19 protein-coding genes and 1 pseudogene are annotated in these 23,688 nt (G+C 53.3%); 10 read left to right on the forward strand and 10 right to left on the reverse strand.

Annotated elements, in window-relative coordinates:
* Positions 1-983: 983 nt before the first annotated feature.
* A pseudogene (locus RDV48_18015) lies at positions 984-2,117 on the reverse strand (hypothetical protein).
* A gap of 29 nt (positions 2,118-2,146) precedes the next feature.
* On the opposite strand from RDV48_18015, the gene RDV48_18020 reads away from it, so the two are divergent.
* Entirely contained in the window at positions 2,147-4,117 is a 1,971-nt protein-coding gene (locus RDV48_18020; protein MDQ7824703.1) for a LysM peptidoglycan-binding domain-containing protein, read from the forward strand.
* Positions 4,118-4,195: 78 nt separating this feature from the next.
* On the opposite strand, the gene RDV48_18025 is transcribed toward RDV48_18020, so the two are convergent.
* Positions 4,196-4,756 carry a hypothetical protein gene (locus RDV48_18025; GenBank protein ID MDQ7824704.1) on the reverse strand — a complete coding sequence of 187 codons (561 nt, stop codon included), beginning with the start codon at positions 4,754-4,756 and terminating at the stop codon, positions 4,196-4,198.
* 363 nt (positions 4,757-5,119) lie between these two features.
* Between RDV48_18025 and RDV48_18030 the strand changes: the two genes are divergently transcribed.
* From RDV48_18030 to RDV48_18060, 7 genes are all read left to right on the forward strand, one after another.
* A complete protein-coding gene (locus RDV48_18030) occupies positions 5,120-5,629 on the forward strand; it encodes a prepilin-type N-terminal cleavage/methylation domain-containing protein (protein ID MDQ7824705.1) in 510 nt (169 codons plus the stop codon).
* 11 nt (positions 5,630-5,640) lie between these two features.
* Positions 5,641-6,459 (forward strand): hypothetical protein, encoded by an 819-nt coding sequence (locus RDV48_18035; protein ID MDQ7824706.1) that lies wholly within the window; start codon positions 5,641-5,643, stop codon positions 6,457-6,459.
* Positions 6,460-6,493: 34 nt separating this feature from the next.
* Positions 6,494-7,837 (forward strand): hypothetical protein, encoded by a 1,344-nt coding sequence (locus RDV48_18040; GenBank protein MDQ7824707.1) that lies wholly within the window; start codon positions 6,494-6,496, stop codon positions 7,835-7,837.
* 127 nt (positions 7,838-7,964) lie between these two features.
* On the forward strand, positions 7,965-9,941 hold the full coding sequence (locus tag RDV48_18045; GenBank protein MDQ7824708.1) for a PAS domain S-box protein: 1,977 nt from the start codon (positions 7,965-7,967) through the stop codon (positions 9,939-9,941).
* 204 nt (positions 9,942-10,145) lie between these two features.
* Positions 10,146-10,463: a hypothetical protein gene (locus RDV48_18050; GenBank protein ID MDQ7824709.1), complete on the forward strand. Its 318-nt coding sequence runs from the start codon at positions 10,146-10,148 to the stop codon at positions 10,461-10,463.
* A gap of 27 nt (positions 10,464-10,490) precedes the next feature.
* Entirely contained in the window at positions 10,491-12,092 is a 1,602-nt protein-coding gene (locus tag RDV48_18055) for a hypothetical protein (protein MDQ7824710.1), read from the forward strand.
* 101 nt (positions 12,093-12,193) lie between these two features.
* On the forward strand, positions 12,194-13,453 hold the full coding sequence (locus tag RDV48_18060; GenBank protein ID MDQ7824711.1) for a hypothetical protein: 1,260 nt from the start codon (positions 12,194-12,196) through the stop codon (positions 13,451-13,453).
* A 12-nt stretch (positions 13,454-13,465) separates the two neighbouring features.
* Here the strand turns inward: RDV48_18060 and RDV48_18065 are convergent, their stop codons facing one another.
* From RDV48_18065 to RDV48_18080, 4 genes are all read right to left on the reverse strand, one after another.
* A complete protein-coding gene (locus tag RDV48_18065; protein ID MDQ7824712.1) occupies positions 13,466-13,858 on the reverse strand; it encodes a YkgJ family cysteine cluster protein in 393 nt (130 codons plus the stop codon).
* Positions 13,859-13,913: 55 nt separating this feature from the next.
* On the reverse strand, positions 13,914-14,594 hold the full coding sequence (locus tag RDV48_18070) for an HAD family hydrolase (protein ID MDQ7824713.1): 681 nt from the start codon (positions 14,592-14,594) through the stop codon (positions 13,914-13,916).
* Positions 14,595-14,697: 103 nt separating this feature from the next.
* A complete protein-coding gene (locus RDV48_18075) occupies positions 14,698-16,437 on the reverse strand; it encodes a beta-propeller fold lactonase family protein (GenBank protein ID MDQ7824714.1) in 1,740 nt (579 codons plus the stop codon).
* Positions 16,434-16,679: a hypothetical protein gene (locus tag RDV48_18080; protein ID MDQ7824715.1), complete on the reverse strand. Its 246-nt coding sequence runs from the start codon at positions 16,677-16,679 to the stop codon at positions 16,434-16,436. The genes RDV48_18075 and RDV48_18080 overlap by 4 nt, the downstream gene beginning before the upstream one ends.
* 79 nt (positions 16,680-16,758) lie before the next feature.
* On the opposite strand from RDV48_18080, the gene RDV48_18085 reads away from it, so the two are divergent.
* Both RDV48_18085 and RDV48_18090 read left to right on the forward strand, forming a co-directional pair.
* Positions 16,759-17,745 (forward strand): SDR family NAD(P)-dependent oxidoreductase, encoded by a 987-nt coding sequence (locus tag RDV48_18085; GenBank protein ID MDQ7824716.1) that lies wholly within the window; start codon positions 16,759-16,761, stop codon positions 17,743-17,745.
* A gap of 49 nt (positions 17,746-17,794) precedes the next feature.
* A complete protein-coding gene (locus RDV48_18090) occupies positions 17,795-18,841 on the forward strand; it encodes a glycosyltransferase (GenBank protein MDQ7824717.1) in 1,047 nt (348 codons plus the stop codon).
* Here the strand turns inward: RDV48_18090 and RDV48_18095 are convergent.
* From RDV48_18095 to RDV48_18110, 4 genes are read right to left on the reverse strand one after another with little or no spacing between them, the layout of a single operon-like run.
* A complete protein-coding gene (locus tag RDV48_18095; protein ID MDQ7824718.1) occupies positions 18,823-20,493 on the reverse strand; it encodes a glycosyltransferase in 1,671 nt (556 codons plus the stop codon). The two genes, RDV48_18090 and RDV48_18095, sit on opposite strands and share 19 nt — an antisense overlap.
* Complete coding sequence (locus RDV48_18100; protein ID MDQ7824719.1) at positions 20,480-21,427, reverse strand: class I SAM-dependent methyltransferase; 948 nt, start codon at positions 21,425-21,427, stop codon at positions 20,480-20,482. Before RDV48_18100 ends, RDV48_18095 begins: the two co-directional genes overlap by 14 nt.
* On the reverse strand, positions 21,424-22,668 hold the full coding sequence (locus tag RDV48_18105) for an ABC transporter ATP-binding protein (protein ID MDQ7824720.1): 1,245 nt from the start codon (positions 22,666-22,668) through the stop codon (positions 21,424-21,426). Before RDV48_18105 ends, RDV48_18100 begins: the two co-directional genes overlap by 4 nt.
* Positions 22,665-23,588, reverse strand: a complete 924-nt coding sequence (locus RDV48_18110; GenBank protein MDQ7824721.1) for an ABC transporter permease — start codon at positions 23,586-23,588, stop codon at positions 22,665-22,667. Before RDV48_18110 ends, RDV48_18105 begins: the two co-directional genes overlap by 4 nt.
* Between the last annotated feature and the right edge of the window lie 100 nt (positions 23,589-23,688).

Here is a 23,688-nt window from a genome sequence, read left to right on the forward strand (position 1 = left end):
GAATCAGTGATCGGCTTGCCCTGGAATTGGCGATCGATTATCTCTGGAATACGCACTCCGCTCTCAACTTTTTCTTTCCACGGGGAGACAATCCTGCAGGGGTTCCTGCCGGATCTGCTCATCTGATTCTCAATGGTTTCAACTTTCAGCGGCATCTCCTCTCCTTCTGGTCATGATCCCCATGAAAATTTTCAAAATTCCCAGATTTTTTTCTCAACACGTACCGCCGGCCTGAAGATACAAATGCGGTCACACTTAACTGTGTAAATTTTTTTGTGCCTATTTTTTTCCCCAAGGTTTAACAAAAATTTTATTGACGGCTTGTTAATATTACGCTATAATGAAGGTGTGACCTAAAAATGTGATCAGTTTTTACTGTGAAAATCGGCACGCGCTGAAAGCGCAAGAAGGGGAGGTTTCAATGAGTGGAGAGATTTCATCAATCAGAGGCACCGGTGCACTCCAGTATTCACCGGAGGTCTATGCAGAGCTTCAGGCGCGGCAGATGGCCCGCGATGCCCAGCTCCAGCAGGCAGGTACACTGCCCATTGAGAGGCTCACGCCCCAGCAGGTCTCGGAATACCAGCAGTTTTACAACGGCACGCTCGACAACATAGACCGGCTGAGATATCCCTGCAGCTTCCCCTCGCTCCAGCCTTCACAGGATGACGAAAGATCAACAGGAAACGAGGCACAGACTGCGGCCAGAGAGCTCCACAGAGAGATCGTCGGCAACTCAGATGAGAGCAGCCTGAAAAGCATCCTCTCATCCCTCGACAAGGGAATGCTCGGCGAAATCAAAAAAGAGTATCAGGAGCTTTACGGGATATCACTGGAAGAGGCTGTTTCAAATGCCGCCAGTGATGAAACCCGCGGGGAAATGCTGAGCCTCCTGGATGGCGGCGGATCGGATGAGTCGAGGGCACCCCAGACAGCCAACCAGGCACCGAACCAGACACCGAATCAGAGACCGAATCAGACACCTAACCAGAGGCCGAATCAGACGCCGAACCAGACACCGAATCAAACTCCGAATCAGACGCCCAATCAGACGCCTAATCAGACACCGAATCAGACACCGAACCAGACGCCTAATCAGACGCCTAATCAGACGCCGAATCAAACACCTAATCAAACGCCGAACCAGACACCGAATCAAACACCGAATCAAACGCCCAATCAGATGCCGAACCAGACGCCTAATCAAACGCCCAATCAGACTCCGAACCAGACTCCGAATCAAAGGCCTCATATTCATCATATAGATCAGACTCCGAATCAGACACCCAATCAGCGTCCGAATCAGACGCCGAACCAGACGCCTAATCAGACACCGAACCAGACGCCTAATCAAACTCCGAACCAGACGCCGAATCAGACACCGAATCAGACACCGAATCAAACTCCGAATCAGACGCCCAATCAGACGCCTAACCAGACGCCTAATCAGACACCGAACCAGACACCGAACCAGACGCCTAATCAGACACCGAATCAGACGCCGAACCAGACACCGAATCAAACTCCGAATCAGACGCCCAATCAGACGCCTAATCAGACACCGAATCAGACACCGAACCAGACGCCTAATCAGACGCCTAATCAGACACCGAACCAGACGCCGAATCAGACGCCTAATCAGACACCCAATCAGACGCCTAATCAAACTCCGAACCAGACGCCGAATCAGACACCGAATCAGACACCGAATCAAACGCCTAATCAGACGCCCAATCAGACGCCGAATCAGACACCTAATCAGACGCCGAATCAGACGCCGAATCAGACACCGAATCAGACACCGAACCAGACGCCTAATCAGACACCGAATCAGACACCGAATCAGACACCGAATCAAACTCCGAATCAGACGCCGAATCAGACACCCAATCAGACGCCTAATCAAACTCCGAACCAGACACCGAATCAGACACCGAATCAAACGCCGAATCAGACGCCCAATCAGACGCCTAACCAGACGCCTAATCAGACGCCGAACCAGACGCCTAACCAAACACCCAATCAGACACCGAATCAGACACCTAACCAGACGCCTAACCAGACGCCGAATCAGACACCTAATCAGACACCTAATCAGACACCCAATCAGACGCCGAACCAGTCACCCAATGCCAATAAATACACTGTGAAAGAGGGAGACTCTCTCTGGAAGATTGCTCATGAGAAAGGCGTTCCTTATCAAGATGTGATCAAGGCAAATTCACAGCTCCCAAATCCAAACTTGATAAGGCCTGGTGATATCATCAATATCCCTTCCGTCTCAGGAACCACGGCCAATCAGAGACCTAACCAGACGCCTAACCAGGTGCCCAATCAGGTGCCTAACCAAACACCCAATCAGCGTCCGAATCAGACACCTAACCAGACGCCTAACCAGACGCCTAATCAGACACCCAATCAGACGCCTAACCAGACACCCAATCAGACGCCTAACCAGACACCGAACCAGACGCCTAATCACACACCTAACCAGACACCGAACCAGACGCCTAATCACACACCTAACCAGACACCGAACCAGACGCCTAATCACACACCGAACCAGACGCCGAACCAGACGCCTAATCACACACCGAACCAGACACCGAACCAGACGCCTAATCACACACCTAACCAGACGCCGAATCACACGCCGAATCAGACACCGAACCAGACGCCTAATCACACACCGAATCAGACGCCTAACCAGACGCCTAACCAGACGCCTAATCAAACACCGAACCAGACGCCGAATCACACACCCAACCAGACGCCGAACCAGACGCCTAATCACACACCGAACCAGACGCCTAATCACACACCGAACCAGCCCAGGCCTCAGCCTACACCTCAGCCTACACCGCAGCCTACGCCGCAGCCTACGCCTCAGCCCACGCCTCAGCCCAGGCCGCAGCCCACGCCTCAGCCCACGCCGCAGCCCACGCCGCAGCCTACGCCGCAGCCTACGCCTCAGCCCACACCTCAGCCCACACCTCAGCCCACGCCGGATCCTGCGCGCGAGGAGCCTCCTCGCATACAGCCGGGCGTTCCGACGGAGATTTCCAAGCAGCAGTTTGATGAGCTTGGCAAGCAGCAGCTCAAGACACAGGCCGACGACGATAAAAACAAGAACAAGGTTGATGACAGGGTGGAAGCCCTCCAGTATATGCAGCAGATAGGTGGGAGCATCGGGCTCCCGGCGGGTGTGAAACCGTCGGATATAAAGATATCCGACGTCAACAAGGACGGAAATTTCAACGTCGGCGACACCCTCTATTACAAGCAGGGCGACAAGTATATGAAAGTGGTGCTTTCCGAGCAGAACGTGACTGACATGAACCGGGTGAAGAACGGCATCACGGCATCAGGAGCCCTCGGGCAGGCTGTCGAGAACGGAGATGTGCGCTTCAACGGCTCCATGAACGGCCAGAAATACGATCCGCGCTACTGGAAAGAAATTGATCATCCCCTGAACCCGGGGAAAAAGATGTATGCGGTGAGAACTGAGGGGGCCGACGGGAAAGCGGGCACGGCCGACGATGTGACGCCCTTCAAGGCAGTCCAGACTATGTTCGACGGCACAGGGAAATACGCAACGGACTGCGCAGCCCCGGTGCATATGGCAGGGCTCTACGAGGAGGCCCTCACCCTCGGCCCGGACAAGTTCAACGAGAAATACAAGAACCTTGCCATCAATGGATGGTTCAAGGTCTCCGAGAGCTCGACACAGGTTGACACCTCGGGAAGCTCCGTCGCCAAGCCTCTCCCCGGCGTTGAGGTCAAACTCGACAACGGCGTGGTGCGCAATTACGTTGACGCCGACAAGACCACGGAGCTGGGAGCGGTGCTGAGGCCCAACGATTTCGTGTACTTCCAGAATCCTGATCCCTCCAAGGTGGGCCAGGCCACCCAGGGAGAAAACACCAGGTTTGCAGGATTCGACTCCCAGGGCAGGCCGCAGTTCTCCTGCAACCCCAGCGGCGTGGTTACCGCAGAGCGCGTGCAGATTCCGGGAACGGATCCCCCCAAGTTTGGTTGGGGAGTGAAGCTCGGCGCTTTTGACAGCAAACCCTGGTTGATGCAGACAGGAGGAGTAGGGCACACTGCCGGCACCTAGATCCCGGCCCGCCTCACGTTGAAAAAAAAGAGAGCCCCGCGCGGGGCTCTCTTTTTTTCCGCAGAAACAGGGCGGGGCTTACATGAAGGTAACGGCAGTCTTTGCCGTGAGGGCCCCATCCCACACCTTGGTGAAATCCACTGACAGGCCTGGCGAGCGCTCAATGTCCTTGGGCACTTCCTTGATCACCATGTGGAAGGCATACTGGCCCTCCTCTGCGATGGAACAGCCCAGCTTGGGCCCCAGGTGAACGCAGAAGGTGTAGGTTCCCGGGGGGAAGCCCGCAAGGGCCATGTTCTCATCCACGACAGGAGGGGCCGAGCCGGCATAGAGAAAGCGATAATGGCTCCCGCTGCCAAAAGTGAGAGGCACGGAGAAAATCCCGTCAGGCGGCAGTTCCATGAAATCGCTCTCGGAGAGCGGGGGCGTGATTGTGGGTCCGAAGGGCACCACCTCGTAATCTCCTGCGAAAAGCCCTGTCATGAGGCGGTGCGTTGCCATATAAGTGCAGAAAATGATTGACCCGAAAGAGATATTGGTCATCTTTGCGTCAAACTCTGGAAGCTCCCCGCCCCGGTAAGCATTTTTCCGGGGCACAAGCTCCAGCTTGAGTCCCATGCATATGGAATTATCGGTCATATTGTCCACTCCCTTCACTAAAGCCTGGGGATGTCCCACTTCTCCAGAGAGAAGGCTTTTCCTTCTCAGCTTACCCTCTTCATATGGAAAAGCCCTTCCCCCGACAGGCCTTGTGGTGATTATTTCCCCAAAACGCGTCTTACACAGAAAGTTGGCCGATTTTTCAACGCTTTCGCAAAGAAAAGTTCATTTATTACCCTTTTATGCTACAATCCAAAAAAAGATACTTTTTGCAGCATTGCGCATTTCAAGCCGGGAAATTGGGCCTCATGGCCTATACCAAAAGACCAGTTTATATGCTATAATAAAACCGTGAAAATATCCGCTCCAACATTTATAAGAAGCGTAAAGACACAGAAACTGATGCAGCAAAGGGCTCGAAGAGGTTTTCTCCTCATCGAGCTTGGCATTGCCATCTCCATCCTCGCCGTAGGGATGCTCGCCCTGGTGGGGACTATTTATAAGAGCGTGGAGTGCATAGACAAGGGGAAAGACACTTTTTATATGACGGAGATTGCCAAACAGAAGCTTGATCTCGTGAGAGGCAAGGCCTTCAACTATATCCCAAGCGATGGATTCGTCTCCCTCTCTACCCTTTACAACGGCAAATACATCACTTCATACTATAAATATCAATATCTCATTTACTATTACACCAGGAACGGCACCCTGGTGAGCAACCCGACAGCCCTCCAGATAAGCCAGCAGGTGGCAAAAAAGGTAGTGGTGGTCACCGTCACCATGCCGTCAAACAACGAATCTTTCACCATAAACAGCACCAATGTCACCTATTCCAGGAACAGGAAGAATCTCAATGTCACGCGGTATGTCAAAATGGAAACTTCCATCACCAGGCAGACCCATTCAATATAAGGAACAAATAAATGAAAGAGTATAAGAGATCTCCTGGCGTCACACTCATAGAGATGGTTCTTTACTCGGCCCTCATGCTCACCGTCTTTTCCACCGTCTTCGGTATCTTTGTGATGGCCATAAGATCTTATCAGCTCTGTGACGCAAAGATCAACGTGCAGCGCGCGGCCCTCACCACGTCGCTGAGACTTGCAAAGGAACTTGAGGAGGCTAGCATTTATTCCGTCGCCATCTACCGGCCGGAAGACCTCACACCCGGCGCACCCCTGCGCCCTCATTATCCCCATGGTTACTACGACAGCTCAAGTGTAAATAATCTTGCAGGCATATCCTTTCTCTCGCCGAGGAAAGCAGCCTCCACCGGGGCTGCCAATCCCGACAAGGCTGAATTTGACTCATCGGGAAGCCTCCAGTTCTGGTCATGTGTGTGCTACTATCTTGTTTCTCAGGGAGGAAATCCTCCCCTTTATACTCTTAAAAGAAAGATGAAAACTTTCACCGCGGCACAGACTGTCACCACACAGGCCATGTATTCACCGGAGTACTTTTACAACGGCGCCGGGAAAACCACTCTGAAAGAAGATATTATCGCACGAAATATCTACAGCCTTGATATCTACTGGTGGAACGAATCCGGCACGGGCACCAATCATGACAGCTACGGATATTCGGCCCTCACGCCGACCTCCAAAATCCAGTACGGCCTTTATAACCCAGGCGCCTATGATTCGTCACTCTACGTAAACATCGCCTCTTATGACAAGAACATCAACGGCCAGGAAGTCATGGTGACGGCGAAAGAGAATGTCACTTTCTATAATAATAAATAATAATATCATGATAATCTGACGGGAGGGGAATTCTATGAGAAAGGCTCACAGAAAAGAGGAGGGAATAGGAACGGCAGTAGCGCTCCTCTTGCTCTCGGTGCTCTCTGTCGTGTGTCTCACATTGGGAACGCTGGGAATCTTCAACCTGCGCTATACAAATGATTACTCCTATAAGACGGCGGCTCGTTTTGCAGCCATCGAAGGCCTCAATGAAGCCGCGGCAGCTATCTATGGCAGCTCCTCCTGGACCACAGGATTCAGCAATACTTCGCAGATAAGCGCCCCTGGCAAGTATTATGTCACCTTCAGCACAAGCACCCCCTATTACTCAACAAATAACGCCAACGGCTCAAGCGCTGTCACGGGTTATAAAAATGTCTCCGTGCCGCCAGGGTATGTGTACTTGATTTCCCAGGGCAATGTGAACGGCGCTTGGAACTCCACTTCCAAAAAATACGACGGCGGCCAGACAGTAAAGGTTGCCACCATGATCAAGGCGCCGGTGCCCAATAATGACTCGGCATGGAACTACGCGGTGTTCTGCAACGGATTTTTTAATGTGAGCGGAGGTGGTAAATTTGAGACGGGAAGCTATAATTCTATAACAGGGAGCCCTTCCTACTCGACGCCCAATGATACATCAGGCGGGGATGTCGGTACGAACTCAATTGCAGCCGCTATCATTGCTCTTGGCAGCAGCAATTTTTTCAGCATCGGCGGCAATGTATCCCTTCCTCCTGGCGCTGACTCTTCAACCGCAGTGACAAACAGCAGCAAGATTGACGGCACAATAATAATCCGAACCTCAGTAATCTCTATTCCCATAGTGGCAGATTTTGTCACCGCCATATCACCTGTAAGCGATGTGTCTGGAGGCTCCAAGAAAAGCTATATGACCATTACCCCCGGATACTATGGCTCTCTTGAGAACGGCTACTATACCCTCTCACCAGGCGATTACTCTTTTTCGAATATCAACCTGGGAAATGGAGCAATCGCCCTCAGCAGCACCACGAACAGGGTCCGGATCTATGTGCGCGGCACAGCCTCTACAAGCGATATCGATATTGATTTCGGCAACGGAGAAATCAATAACAGCTCTTTTAAGTCGGGCCTTCTGCTCATATACGGCGGCACAAATGTGACAAAAGTGAATATCCAGGGGAATGCCGAAGCCGCCCTGGGCCTCTATACCCCCAACGCGACAATTGATTACCAAGGAACCGGCGAACTCTATGGAAGTTTTATCTGCAATAATTTTACCCTTTCAGGCGGAGGCCACGGTAATATTTTCCACGACGCCGCCCTCAACCAGACCTCCGTGCCCAATCCCGACGACGAGTACTCCAAGATCAAGTCATTCACTTACATAGAATAGGGGACCCTCCCTCAAGCCTTCCTGAGAGCCCAGCCCCCGGGAAGGTTCTTCCAGGACGCGCCTTTCACCGAGAGAGGATTGTCTCCCCTTTAAAGAGAATTGTTGATGTAAAGGTGGGTGGGGAATCTTGGAAATCTCCTCATGTGCTTCTGCTTCTTTTACCATACTTCTTGTTGATGACTATGAAGATTACCTCGTACTCCTCAGGACACGGCTCCAGAAGCAGGAAAAACGTTTCACCTTTCTCACCGCCTCTTCGGCAGATCAGGCGATGGCCCTCACAAGAGCCCACCATGTGGACTGTATCATCTCCGACTACGAAATGCCGGGGAAAAACGGCCTGGAGCTCCTCTCTGAGCTCCGCGCCTCCGGAGACATGACCCCCTTTATCTTCATCACCGGCCAGGGCAGCGAGCAGTTGGCCGCCGAGGCTCTGAGGCATGGCGCCGCTGATTACTACGCCAAAGATGAAGACTTTGCCCTCTATTCCCGCATTGCCAACTCGGTTCATCAGGCGGTAAAGGCTCACCGGGAGAAGCTCCTCCTCTATGAAGCTCAGGCAAGGCTGAAGCGCGAACTGGATCTCTCCAGGTCGCTTGCGAATCTCTCTTCAAAGCTCATCACCAGGGCCTCTCTTGAGGACATTTCCTTCATAGTGCTTTATTACGCGAAGCAGCTCACAGGGAGCCGCTTCGGCTACGTGGGTCATATTGATCCCGCCACAGGCTTCCTTGTCTGCACCTCCATGACAAGAGATATCTGGGATGTCTGCGGCATTGAGGGAAAGGCCGTGGTCTTTGAGAAGTTCAACGGCCTCTGGGGATGGGTCCTCACCCACAGGAAGCCCCTGATCTGCAACGACCCCTCGAAGGATCAGCGCGCTGCGGGCACGCCGAAAGGCCATATCCCCATTGAGCGCTTCCTCTCGGCGCCTGCCCTCATAGGCGAATCGCTTGTGGGGCAGATTGCCCTCGCCAATGCCGAGAGTGACTACACAAGCGAAGACCTCATGGTGGCCGAGCAGCTTGCGGCCCTCTATGCCCTTGCCGTGCAGCGCTTTTTCACCGTCGAGGAGCTCTGGAAAAGCCGTGAGCGCTACCGCACCCTGGCCGAGGCCACTCAGGATATGATCTATATCATTGATGCAAAGGGCACCATCACTTACGTGAACAGGGCCGCCGCGGTATTCCTCGGGAAGACGGAGGAGGAAATCATTGGAAAGAAACGCTCTTTCTTTTTCCCCCCCGGGCCCGGCACCACCCAGAAGGCGAGCCTGGAGAAAGTCTTTCACACCGGCACCCCGCTCCATCTGGAAAACCATCTTCCCTACCGCGACAAAGAGCTCATGGTCCACACGAGCCTTGTTCCCCTCAAGGATGAAAAGGGCACCGTGGTAAGCATCCTGGGGATCACAAGGGACCTCACGGCTTTCCTGGAGGCCAGAAAGCTCAAGGAAGAGTCACATGCCCTCATGAACATGGCCCGTACTGCCGTTGATACAGTCGAAGCCATCGGAGAGGCCCTCATCATCATGGACAGGGAGGGAAAAGTCGTCATGGTGAACGCCGCCTTTGAGAGGCTCACCGGATACGGGAAAAGCGAGATCATGGGAAAGATGCTCACCCGCCTTGCCAAAAGGATGATCCCCGCCCAGGACATGAAGCACTTTCTCAAGGTCATCAGGGAAGCCCTCGAGGGGAGGGCACCCTCGCCGGTCCCCGTCATGATTCTCCAGAACGACGAGGGGGAAAAGCGCTCCACCCAGCTTGGCATCTCCTTCATAAGAGACGGGGCAGGAGAGGTAGCCCATGTCATCTTCATCATGAAAGACATCACAGAATTGAAGAGAGCGGCGGAAGAGCGAGAGAAGCTCATAGCGGAGCTCCAGGAAGCCCTTGCTCGCGTGAAGACCCTCAGCGGTATCCTTCCCATCTGCTCATCATGCAAAAAGATCCGGAACGCCAGAGGCTCATGGGAAAGGCTCGAGGCCTACATGGGCAAGCACTCTGATGCCGAGTTCACCCATGGTCTCTGCCCGGAATGCGCAGAAATGCTCATCATGGCATCGGAAAACCACCGGCCCTCCGCCCCCTCCTCACCATGAAGCACTCTGCCGGGATGCTGCCTCCAATGAGAGAAACTCCTGGGATATTCTGCCCCCTCCCAGGGAGGATAAACGAGACTTCCCTCGAACCATGGAGGTGCGGAGAGACGGTCCATGAGAGGAGTGGTGGATTGTGTCTCTTTGTTGTTTTCAGATGACCGCGCGGGGAACAGGCGAAAAGCGGCGCCGGGGAGGCGAGCACTCATGAAGACCGGAAGCACAAGGAAAAAAGGGGTGCTCCTTCTTATCACGGGGAGTGCCATCATCTTTATCGCATCGGCGCTCAATTCCCTCCATGGGATGGCTTTTGACGGGTCAACATCCCTTTCAAGGGGAATCTACCTTTTTGACGTCCTCTCCACCTTCGGCGTGGTGATTATTCCCTGGGGCCTCACCCTCGTCCTGAGGAAAGAGGGGGTTCCCCCCCATTTCAGGCCTGAGTGCCTTCCCCACAGGAGTGACCATGAGGTGAGGGGGGCTCCCGCCGCCAGGCCGAGCATAGTGCGGAGGTTCCTTACCTAGGCGGGCATAATCTTCAGGAGCATCACTATGAGCATGCTGCAAAAAACAGGCTTTAAAAAAGATGCCATAATGGCTTTCCAGGCTTTTGCGTGGGCCTTCGCCCTTTTCCTGATGGTCCTCTTCACCTCCCGGGCCCTGTCGGCAAAACCCCTTGTAAAAAAAATAGGGGGGAGGACCTGGATTGCCAATACCACTATCAAGGTGGCCCCCCAGGAGAGCGCCATATACCATGCCAGTCCCCTCGTCTACCTGGCCCTCACGGGAGGGCTTGGTGAATACCACCTCCAGAACGGCACCTTTACCCTTTATTACCTGGGCGATGATGACCTCGGAAGCGACATCACCTCGCTCGCCATGGTGAATGATACCCTCTGGGTCGCCACGCGGAAGGGCATACGCCTCTTCAACACCAGGGAACGCTCCTTCACCGGTTCTTTGACGCCGGAAAACAGCCCTCTCGGTGCCGAGAACAACATCTCCCTCGTAAAGTCTTCCGACGGGTCATCGCTTTATGTGACGAGCTTCGAACACATCCAGCGCTATGATCTCCTCACCAGGAAGTGGGAAGATCTCAACTACGCCTATGAGGATCTCGCCATCGGCGAGCCTTCAGGCAACCCTTACTGCCTGGCGGGAGATGGCACCCTCTGGGTCGCCTCAAGCGCCCATGCTGCAAGCCGCGGGGGGCTCATGAGATACTCCGAGCCCGAAAGGCAGTGGACCCTCTACAGAGGGGAGCTCACCGGCGTAAAAAACCCGAAACGCATTGACATCAGTGATATGCTCCTTCTCCCCGACAGCCTCATGGTGCTTTCCAATGACAGACTGTCACGGCTTGACATCCACCAGAACAAATGGAGCGTCTTCCCCGCAGGCAATCTCCCCAGCCTCGCCGCATCACTTACCAGTGCCTACCCGAACATCCAGGGATATTACGGCCGGAATATGCATGGCATCCTTGAGTATTTTGAGAAATCCCTTGAAGATATGATCAGGCTCAGGGACTACCATGACATATACTTCAGGGACGGCGTCATAATGGGGCTCAATGCCGAATCCTTCTCCCTTTTCGAAGGGAACCATGCCATCCAGAATGTCCGCTACGCAAGCGAGCCCCTTCTTTTCAGAAAACCCCTGGGAAATGACGGCCAGATGAAAGCCCTGTTCCTTTCCAACAGGGGGCTCGAGCTCCTTGACGTGCCGGGGCTCAAGCTTTCAGTGATAAAAAACTCCGAGTATTTCATCGACAAGTATGACTTTTATGATTACACGGCCCTCTGGCGCGAGGGATTCGTGATGCTCTCGATCTCGAGGACTCCGGCTCCCGGCGAGGGGGCTTCGGTGCGCTTCTCAAGGCTCTTCTACCTTGATCTTAAGAAGGAGACCATCGAGGACAAGACTCCCCGCGAGGTAAAGAGTGCCGAAGAGCTTTTCATGGCAAAGAACATCCTTTACTGCTACACCGACAGGGGGCTCATGCGCTGGAAAGACACGCTCTGGGTAGCTTCGAAGGACAAGGTGAATCCTCCAGCCATTGCCCCGCAGCCTCCCACACGGAGAGCGGTCGCCACCTTCAAGGGAGGAAGGAAAGTGGAATTTACCCCCCGGGGGCTCTTTATCTCACCCTGAAGCCACTTTATCAAATGCCTCCATAATGGCCGGCCTCAGAGGAATGGCGCACCGCGGTGTAGAACTGAAATCTTCCAAGAGTGCTCAAGGATGGTGACGCCATGAAAGAAAATACCTCCTTTCCGCCAGCCACCAAGCTTACCCTGGGAGTGAGGGCCGATGACATCCCGTTCCTCAAGGAGCATCGGAGCAAGATAGCCCCTGCCCTGGCAAACCAGATTATCGCCCGGGATGCCGTCGTCTTCTTCGAGGAGGTGCCCCTCAAGATCAAGGAGGTCCTCCCCTCATCACCGGCCATTATCACGCGCCTTACGACCCTCTCCTTTGCTGAAGATGACTTCGTGCCCCCGGAAGGGGGAAACTACCAGATCATGGGGGAAGCCGCCCCTGTAGTCACGCCCTTGGGGACCGCCGCGCAAGACCCCTCCCAGGGACCGCCGCCGGTGGCCTATGCAAAAATGGTGACCCTTGGCGTGCGCCCCGACGAAACCAAGGCCCTCGAGGAGAAATCCGATCTCATCATGGAAACCCTCGATGGAGAGAAAGTCTATGTGACCAAGACGATTTTTGTAGATACCATCCCGCTCCTGGTCATGGAAGTGGACCCCCACTCTCCCGCTATGATCACAAAGCGCACAAGGATCTCCCTCACCGAGCATGAGTTTCTCCCCGAAGGAGAGCCTCCCCCGAAGAACCAGGATACGCAGAAAACCATCTACATGGTGGTCTTTTTTGTCCTGGCCATCGCCATATTCTTTCTGGGGTCTTACCTCTTTAAATATGCCACGGGGAAAACCACTTTCACGATAAAGTGCGCGGTGAAAATACCGCCCACGGTGGCTATCCGCAGGGAGGCCGTCGATGTGCAGGCCGAAACAGTTCAGAGAAGGCTCACCGACAGCGGCATCGATGCCAGGGCCCAGTCCAAGCCTGATGAGACCATAGAGCTCCGCGTGGCGAACTATGGCCGCTCCATGAACAAGCTCATTACCACCACGGGAAACATCTCATACCGCGCTTATGAGAGCGATGACATTAGCAGCAAGTGGGTCGATTACGTGCCTCAGGTCTTCATCGAGAAGGCCGAGGTGAAAAAGGGGGCCCAGGGACCCGAAATCCACTATACCCTGGCCGAGGCATCAAGGACAAAGTTTGTGGAAGCCATGCTCCCCAGGCCTAATGTAACGGTGTGCCTTTTCATGGATGACGAGAAGATCTCTTCACCGGTCAACAAGGAGCAGGTTCGCACGGGAAATGCCGTGCTCAAGGACAAGGGCCTCACCGAGGAGCGGGCGCAGTTCCTCGCCGCCATCATGAGAAACGGCGCCTACCAGTATCCCATGGAAATCCTGAACAAGTAACAGGGCGCCTGCTTATTTCCCCTCTCCCAGGCGCTTCAGGATGTCCTCAAAGTCCTCGGGGGGGACAAGGGTGAAGCCGCAACCCTCCTTCACGTCGGCTCCGCATGAGAGAAGGGCCGCCTGAGGATACTCGACGCAGATGTCGGGGCGCTCGGGGTAGATGGTGCACCTGTTTTCACCGTCAATCTTCGTGCATGAAAAGACCAGGATGCCGCTCTCGGTGACTGTCTTGGGCTGAAAGACGGCATAGCGGGGATTTTCCCTCACAAACTGCTCAAACTCTTCCACGGTGGCGATCTTTTTCCCCTCATCGGTGAGAGCCATATCGCGGCAGCAGGCGCCGCAGCAGCGGCAGCGGCCGATACGGAATGATCCGGGCCTTTCCCCCCTGAGCCTTCTCGCCATTCGCGCAAGGGCAATCCTCATTGCATGAAAAAATCTGCGGAGGCGATCCTTCATATCATCTTATGGCCCTCGCCAGGGCAAGGGCCTCGGCGAGGGTGCCAATCTCAAAATCGCAGTGGCTGCTTTTCCCGAAAAGTGACGACTGGGGCTCCTGGACGATCCGGGCCGTGTAGATCCCGAGGCGGTGGGCTCCATCAAGCTCCTCACAGGCGCCGTCGCCGATGAAGAGCGCCTCGTCAGGGCCGATCCGGAGGCGGGAGAGGGCTTCCCGGTAGATGGCGGGATCGGGCTTGGAGACTCCCAGTTCACAGGAGATCACAAGGGTATCAAAGCAGGGGACAAGCCCCAGGTGCTCGGCGATGAAGAGGGAGTTATTCGAGGCATTGCTCACCAGGGCCGTTTTGAAGCCTTCACTCCTGATGGCCCCAAGAGCTTCCATGACACCTGGATACAGGTGGGAATAGGAGAGGAGCCTTTCCCTCTCTTCAAGAACCAAGCGCTCTTTTATGCCGTCAGCAACAGAAACTCCGAAGTGTGCGCCTACCATGGCAAGCATCTCGCCTGTATCCCTGATTTTTCCCAGGAACCGGTCGGGCGTGCGGGCACGCCACACCTTCCTGAACTCGCCGCACTCGATGCCCAGGGCACGTGCCATCTCGTCCCGGAAGGCCAGGTAAGGCTCCTCGTCAATATAGACAAGGGTGTCGAAGAGGTCGATGAGAAAAGCCTTAATCATAAGTCATTGAGTCCATCTTGCCTTACTTTCATTCTCAGCCAGCGCAGAAAGAGTGCTTTCACGATGGCTGGACAACTATTAAATCCACAGAGGAAAGAGTCCTTCAACGGCCATTTATTGCACCCGGCTCTCTCCCTGTGAGCATATGAACCACCATGAGCTCATCAAGGGAATTATTCCCTTTTTTCCATGATGCGCAGAAGTAATTCTGCGCCATAGCATCGACGCTCTTTTTCCCCCGATTTCCTTTTTCTGCCTCCTGGTATTCCTCGTAGAATACCCTTCCCTGGGGAGTGGTGAAAAGCTCCCTCAGCTTCTGATGGAAGAGGGGCCCGGAGAGGCCGGGGAACATTATGCGCCGCAAATCGTCGGCAACCAGAAGTCCCGTGGTGAGCCTTTTCGCTTTCAGCCTCGCAGCTTTCTGGCGGATGGCACCTTCCAGCCTTTTCAATTGGACTTTCCGCAAGGGCGAGCAGAGTGTATTTCCCATACACCAGGAATCCTGCTCCAGGGTGAGGGGGAAGAGGTACTGGGCATCGTCACGGAAAAAGTAGTAAGCCTGCGGCTTCTGGTTGGAGAAAAGAATGAAGCCACTCTCGAGTTGAACCCTGTCAAGGAAATAGAGCTCGCCCCCCCCATTGAAAAGAGAGCTCGCTGGATAAGGCGTATTGAGAACCGGAAGCGACTCACTGCGGTATGCAGGGTGCAGTTGTGCGTAGCCAAGGAGAAAGTCCTGTCCCAGGATTGATACCCTTGGGCCCTTTTCCCAGATATACTTTTCCCATCCCGCTCCCAGACGCTCTGTCGTGAGCCTTTCCTCCCTGGTATAAGCCCATTCTTTCGCATTGCAGGCATATACCCTATCTATGGTGAGATTTTTCCTGTCTCCGCAAAGCAGCCTATTCTGAAAGGCAGAGGCAACAACAAGCTCTTCTTCATTCACAATGGCGGTATAAGGCATATTGAGAAACCGGTAAGTGGGCCCGTTGCCGCCAAAATAAGTGCTCACCTTCAGCATTGTGGCATCGATGAAGTAAATAAAGCCTGTATGGGCATCGCTCACTATGAGCTGATCTTCTGACAAGGGCTGTACTGACGTGGGCCAGAGAAACTCCATCTCCCCGGGCCGCCAGCCCGCTCTCCCCGCCTGTCTCATTATCCTGCCGGTGCTGCGGTCCAGTTCAAAGAGACATTTGTCCATCAACCCGGTGGCATACACTTTCCCCCTGCTCATGCATACTCCATGGGCAAGCTTTATTGGGGTGTTCCAGAGCTCCCGGGCCGGGTAGGACGAGATGTCAAAGGCGGTTACCGAGCTTCCGTCATAATTGGCACAGACGCATAGGTCACCTTTTTCACTTACCCAGACGTTTTCAGGCGAGATGGTGTGAGCTGATGTAATGACACGCAGGAAACGGAGCGTCCCGGCCTTTTCGTCAACCTTATATACCACGAGATTATTTGCCGTGTAATTGGCAACAAAGAGACCATCAACGGCAGGCGAGAAAAAAAGGCCCGCGGGATTGTGGATCCATCCCTCCCCCCTGGCGGGGAGAGACTCCTTGTCAATCTGCATTGTTTTCGCCGAGCCGCTCCTGCTGTCAAAGAGGATGACCTTATTGTAGTTTGCCATAAGGTATTGGTGCTTTCCCAGAGGGGTCAGCGACACAGGGCACCAGGGCCTGGCATCATCTGAAGATGAAGATGGGCTGAATTCTCTCACATTGTCAGGCCAGAGATTGACCGCAACCTCTCGGGCAGCCTGCCGGCTGCATGAAGCAAGGGTTGCAAGAAAAACAAGAAGCGCCACTGCTGTCAGGACCTGCAGTCGCTTTCTTATCATATGGGATAGCCCCCTTTCCACTGGTAGCCCGCAGCAGGTTGTACATGCCGCCATCTAAGCGGGGAACCCAATTTTTGGGGTCGGCAGGAGCCCTTCATGCCGGGCGGGGCCTTCTCATCCCGGAAGGCCAGGTAAGGCTCCTCGTCAATAGAGACAAGGGTGATGAAAAGGTCGATGAGAAAAGCTTTAATCATGAGCCTGCCTGAGAGATTCGCCGATCCTGTGAGAATCCCTACCTTCATTTTCTCACCGCCTGTGAAGGTATTTGGGAGTTTCTGTGGTATTCTCCTGGAAATAATTACTTATCCCCAGGAGGTACTAATGATTGATATATCCGGAAGCCGTATTCTCGTCATTGGCGGCGGCGGCTTTATAGGATCCCACGTGGTTGACCAGCTCTGCGCCGAACCGGTGAAAGAGATCATAGTCTATGACAACTTTGCCAGGGGAAAGCGTGAGAACCTTCATAAGGCCTTGAAAGATGAGCGGGTGTCAATATTCCCTGCCGGAGGAGACATAAGGGAGGTCGATGTCCTCAACAATGCAATGAAAGGCATTGATTACGTGATCCATCTTGCAGCCCTGTGGCTTCTCCAGTGCGTGGAATACCCGCGGGCAGCCTTCGATGTCAATATCCAGGGAACCTTCAACGTGCTTGAAGGATGCGTGAAACACGGTGTGAAGAAGCTTGTCTATTCCTCTTCCGCCTCGGTATATGGAAATGCTCTCAGAACCCCCATGGAGGAAGACCATCCCTATAACAACAGGACATTTTACGGGGCCACTAAAATAGCAGGCGAACAGATGGCAAGAGCCTTCAATGACCGTTACGGCCTCAATTATGTGGGCTTGCGCTACATGAATGTCTATGGCCCCCGCCAGGACTATAAAGGGGCCTACGTGGCAGTTATCATGAAAATGCTTGACAGGATTGACGAGAATCTTCCTCCTGTCATCTTCGGCGATGGCTCACAGACCTACGATTTCATAAGCGTGGAGGATACGGCGCGGGCAAATATCTGCGCATTGAAAGCAGAAACGAGTGACACTTTTTATAATGTGGGGAGCGGAACAGGAACCACGGTAAAAGAGATTGCAGAACTCCTCATTGAGCTTACCGGGTCAAAACTCTCCATCCAGTATGAACCCCAGGGCCAGACCTTCGTGACTCACCGCATTGGGGGCACCTCAAAAGCGGCAAAGGAAATCGGCTTCACCGCAAAAGTTGCGCTGAAGGAAGGGCTCATAAAGCTCATCGAATGGAGAAAAACCGACAAAGAGCGCCAGAAAGTCTTTTCAACGGTGTGACATCGGGCATGTGTCTCCTCTGTGAGCTTCCCGGAGCAAAGGAGCTTCCATGCTGAAGATTCTTCATGCCCCTCACGGGGTGGCAGGAAACGCCTATACTCTCTCAAAGGCTGAAAGAGCCCTGGGATGCCTCAGTGATACGATGGTATTTGCCGGAAGCGCCCTGAAGTTTCCGGTAAACAATAACCTGGAACTGGAAAAAGTACCACGCTGGCCGGGCAGGTGGCGCACCCTGTCGTTTTTTCTGAAAGCCTGCCTTCGTTATGAGGTCTTTCATTTCAACTTTGGAGGCTCGCTCTTCTCCTGGTATCCTTCCCTCGCCCTGCGTGATCTTCCTTTGCTGAAAGCCATGGGCAAGAAAATCTTTCACACATTCCAGGGATGTGATGTGAGGAGCAGAGCCCTTTCACTTGCAAAATACCAGACTTCCGCATGCCATTATTGTGATTTCGAGAGCTGCAATGACAAAGCGGCTAAGAGGAAAGCCGAGGCAGTGAGGATAATTGCACGCTATGCAGACAAAATATATGTGGTAAACCCTGATCTTCTCCCCTTCGTGCCAGGGGCAGAATTTCTCCCCTATGCGAGTGTTGACCCCAGGGAATGGACGCCCAGCCCAAGACCCCCTCAAAGCACCCTCACCATCCTTCATGCCCCGACTTCCCGCACGATCAAAGGAACTCACTTTATCATCGAGGCCATTGAGGCATTAAAGAAAAAGGGCATTCCCCTAAGGCTTCTGCTGGTAGAGAATGTCCCCTACGGGGAAGCGAGAGAGCTTTACCGCCAGGCTCACCTCGCTGTTGACCAGCTTCATGCGGGATGGTACGGCGCCTTCGCCGTGGAAACCATGGCAATGGGCATCCCTACGCTTTGCTACCTCCGAGATGAAGACATGGCGCACCTTCCTTTCAGGGAAAGGATTCCTATTGTGCGCACCTCGAAAGAGACTCTTGCAGATGACCTGCTGGCCCTTGTGGAGAGCGAGCCCCTCCGGAGGGAGATCGGAGAAAAGTCCCGCGCCTTCGTGGAAGATATCCATGATCCTTATAAAATCGCAGAAAGGCTCATCAATGACTATATGACTTCCCGGTAAATTTCCGTAAGTGTCGTGACTATTACTTTCTCCGAGTGATACCGGGCATACCACCCAAGGCCTTTTTCAATGATCCCTGCTGTCCATTCCTTGTCCTGATAGAGTCTCCTGAGGCCCTCGAAGACTTCCTGGGGGGTCCATGCGTTCACCACTGGAGGCATCTCGCTGAAGCACCACCGGTGCAGGTCTTCATTAAGTGCCAGGAGGGCTGGCCTCCCGCAGGCAAGAGCCTTGGGCATGGTGCTTCCGAAAGCACCCAGGAAAAACTGGTCGGCAAGCGCATCAGTGGCTTTTATATGGCGCACCATGCTTCTATTGGGAAGGGGCTCAATCCATGTCACCCTCGAGGTGATCCCAAGGCTTTCTATGAGCCTTTTGCTCTCTTCTATCATTTTTCCCCAGTTCACCAACAGTGTCGATGCCCTGGGATTCACTTCCTTCACAAACCTCGCAAAGCCTTCAATGAAGATGTCATTCCCTTTCTCCCAGCTTGGATGGCGCTCGCTGCTCCAATGCTGCCGCGAAGGGTGGAATACCACGAAATCGCTCTCCCGGTGAAGCATATCACGCAACCTGGATGTTTCGGCGTCTTCCTCAAGAAAATCCTCATTCACCGGGTGGGGTATGAACCGGTAGCTGGCAAGGGCGAGCTTTTTTGCCGCTTCTATGTTATCGGCGTTGGTGATGCACACTTTATTCGCAATGCGGTAAGTGAGGGCACAGAGGCGGCCCTGGGTATCATTCTGGAAAGGGATATGCCTGATAGTGCCATGTTCATATGCAATATATGCATTCCCCGTGAGAAGAGGGTAGATGCCGTCAGTGGCATAGCCTTGAATAAGGTCATAATGCTTAAAGAGCTCCTTCCAGAGAGGCAGCAGATTCCAATAACCCTCAAGATCAGAATTTGAAAGCCTGTCCTGGCGCCCGGGGAAACAGGAGCTGAAAGCATTGATAAGCTCTTCCATCCGTTCGTCGCTGGGATGCTTCCGTACTTCCTGAACGGAAGCATTGCGAGGCCGGAAGAGTTTCCGGTAGCATTTGAGCGGAATAACCACGAGAGAGAGCAGTGCATAGTAAACGAAAAAAAATGGCGATATGACCGCAGCAAGCAGGTAGAACAGGCAGGCTCCCAGGGGGAAATACCTGCTTCTGAGCCCTCCATTGAGGGCGCGTGCCTTTCGAAGAGCACCCAGGAAACCGAAAAAGAGGGTAAAAAGAGAGGTCACGGCACCTTTATGGCGGGTATGAGCCCCCAGGACATGCCACCAGAACTGGGCCTTCAGCTTATTCTTTCTCCTTCTTGCAAGAAGGTAGTTTATTGCATAGCGAAGAGGCCCCTGGGCAAACCAGCGGGGCCTCTCATAGCCGCGGAGATCGATTGATCCCCAGTCGGGGTTGAACTGATTTGCCACTTTGCCGGTAAAATCGGCATCCTCCCACTCAGGGCAGCCCATGATATGGTAGTAGTCATAACAGAGCACATCGCAGTCCAATCCCGCCTTGTTGAGCATCTTTGAATTTATATAGGCATTGTTGGCTATATTGCCGATATGGAGTATCGCGGGCTTCCTCCCGTGACGCTTCTCAAAATCATGAGCCCACTCCGGGATGTCTTTTCCTGCCTGAGAGGGCTTTTTAAAGGTTTCCATGAGATGCTCCTTCTTTTAAGGGGACAAGACTGTAAAAGCTTGACAGGGAAGGCCTCTCAAGATGAAAAGATTCCTCCACCTCGAAGAAGCGGCTCATCAATTCCTCAAACCAGTCTCTGGAAAAATGAAAGAGGTGGTAGCGGTCCACTGGCACGATGGCCTTATCGAAAGGATCATACTTTGCCGCCCCCTCGACAAAACCGACCCATACAAGAAAATGCCCTCCAGGGCAGAGGACTCTTCTTACCTCTTCCAGGCTTCTCTCAAGAAGCAGCACATGGTCAAGCGAGGTGGCATTGATCACTGTCTCAAAGCTTCCCTCATTCCAGGGGAGCCATTCGGCAAAACAACGGACAAAAGTAAAGGGGTGGGCCGTGGCGGCAGGGATTGGATCAATACCGGCAATGTTCGAGAGGGGATATCCCTCCAGGTAGGAAGGAAGCGGCTGAGGCCCGCAGCCGATATCGAGCACCCTTCCTCTCAGATAGGGAGCGATGAAATCTTGAAAATATCCTGCCATGCCATGGCCTTCCACGCTGCAGCTCTCCACAGGGAAGCCCTCATAATCCTTCGAGTTTACCTCAAGGAGCTTTCTCCACTCACGGTATGCGGCAGGGGCTTCCTTCTCCAGTAAGGCGGCGTAACTCTCAAAATCCTTTACCGGCCTTTGAGGCGCTAACGAGGCAGCAGAAGGCCTTTCCCTCTCATTGCCCCTTTCAATGAAAAATGAGCGGCTTTTAAGAATCAACCCTATGAGCTCATTGTTCTTCTCCTTAAACTCGCCTTGTAATCGAACCAAATCCTGCCGGAGGCTTTCACTTTCCTCACGGAGCATTGCATTTTCCCTCTTCACAAACTCAAGCTCTTCCCTTACAGGGCTTGCGATGATGTTTTTCAGCGCCTGTTTCATTTTCTGCTTAAATGAGCTGCTCATACCCGCTCCTTCTTTACTGATACAACTTTCATCGGCTGGTCAAAAATGGTGGAGAGAGGTCTTGTTTTTCTCTTTACTTCCATCTGCACGACCCTTTCCCAGATGCAGAAAGGGTCCATGTAATGAGACGAGTCGCCTCCCTTCTTCTCCGGGAAGAATGCCACAGTAAGATAAAAGAGCCCATCGCCAAGCATGAGATCGTCAATTCCGACCTCTATCTCATGGCTTCCTCTGTCAAAGGCGCCTATGTCAGTGAATTCCGGTTCATGGCTCATCCAGCTTGTGGCGGTCACCCCGTCACTCCGCATGAATCGCACCCATACGGCAGGATTTTTAAAGGGAGCATATGCCGTGAATGATATCTTTATTGCCATTGGCGAGTGCTGGAAAAAAGCATATTGAGAAGATCCCTCGCCATTCTCAAGCGTCACCGAAGTAATTTCTGCCACCTCACTCTTGATCTTTATCCCCTGCCCTGATGAAGAGCGCTCATCAAGGGCCGATGAAGAGATTTCAAGAAGAAGTGATTCATAATGGCTGCAGATTTCCTGGGCTTCGCCAATCATGGCAATCCGGCCTTTTTCGATATAAAGGGCCCTGCTGCAAAGGCGCTTCACAAGGTCCGTTGAATGCGATACAAAGAGCACCGTGGCCCCTGAGCGGCAGATTTCCTTGATGCGTGCAAGGCATTTCGATATAAAAAAGGCATCGCCCGCAGCAAGGGCCTCATCCACGATGAAGATGTCGGGCTCGACGCTTATGGCGACAGAAAAGGTAAGGCGGGCCTGCATGCCGCTTGAATAAGTCTTAAAAGGCTGATCAATCACGCTCTGAAGTTCGCTGAAATCAATGATGCTTTCAAGCTTCCTGTCTATCTCATCGCGGCTCATCCCCAGGCAGAGCCCTCCCATGTAAATGTTCTCGTGTCCTGTGCATTCAGGGTGGAAACCCGTGCCCAGCTCCAGGATGGCCGAAATTTTCCCTGCTATCTCTATTTCTCCTGCAGTCTTGTCGAGAGTGCCTGCAAGTATTTTCAAAAGAGTGCTCTTCCCTGCGCCGTTTCTTCCTATAACTCCTACCACTTCCCCCCGCTCAACCTCAAAACTCACGTCTCTGAGAGCCCAGAACTCACTATAGCGGTGCTTTCCCGTAACAAGCTCCCTGAGCATGTCAGAAGGCTTGCGGTAAATCTTGTACATCTTTGAAAGGTTACAGACTTTAATCGCTTTGTGATCGCTCATAGCACGTTTCCGAACATGATTTTCAATTTTCTGAACACGCGGTAGCCCCCGTAGAAGCTCAGCAGCGCAAGGAAGGGAAAGACAACCCATGCGAAGGAATGGTCAATTCTCCCGAAATAGAGCACATCCTGGTAGCACCAGATCAAATAGCTGAATGGATTGAGGTAGAGAAGTGGCCGAAAGAGCTCCGGCACAAACTCGGGAAGATAAAAAGCAGGGACCAGATAGACTCCGATAACGACGAAGACCTGCACAAAGTCCTTCAGGTCGCGGAAATAGGGGCTTATGGACGAGAGAAAATAGTTGATCCCTATCATCCCGAGGGCCTGGAAAAAGAGGAGCAGGGGAAGGAGCGCGTAAGTCCAGGGGAGTAACCGGTAGGAAATGAGCACATACCCGATAAGAAACACCAGGAATACGACCTGGGTGAAAAGGGAGGCAATCACTCCCTTCACCGGCAGGATCTCAATGGGAAATACCACCTGCTTCACAAGGTTGGCATTGGCGGTGATGGCCGTCGTTCCCTTGGACATGGATTCCTGCACACCAAGCCATGGGATAAGGCCCGAGAGAAGATAGATGGTGTAGTTCAAGGGAAGGTCATAGGTGCCCCCGATTTTCACCTTGAAGACAAAGGCAAAAATAAAAATATAGACTCCCATGAGGACCAGGGGATGGGCAAAGACCCAGAAAGCGCCGAAAACCTGCCCAAGGTAACGTTCCGTCACCTCGCGGCGTGCCATCTCAAAGGTAAGCTGCCGGTGCCTGGTGAGAAGAAGGGTGACCTCTCTGAAAGCCTGGAAATGACCATGTAAAGCGCGCTTCTTCATGATAAGACAGTGGGAATCCATCGCCTGCCGGGTGGTTCTTTCACGGGCGCGATGGAGTATCCTCTCCTTGAAAATTCTCTCTTCTTTCAACAAGAGTAAAAGTAATCCTCTCGCACCGGGCGGGGACGGAATTTCAGCCAGAAAGGACTTTTTCAGTGCCTCCTCGAACGGTGAAATGACTGCAGGGAGG

The organism is Candidatus Eremiobacterota bacterium (assembly GCA_031082125.1).
Lineage (GTDB): Bacteria > Vulcanimicrobiota > CADAWZ01 > CADAWZ01 > Ess09-12 > Ess09-12.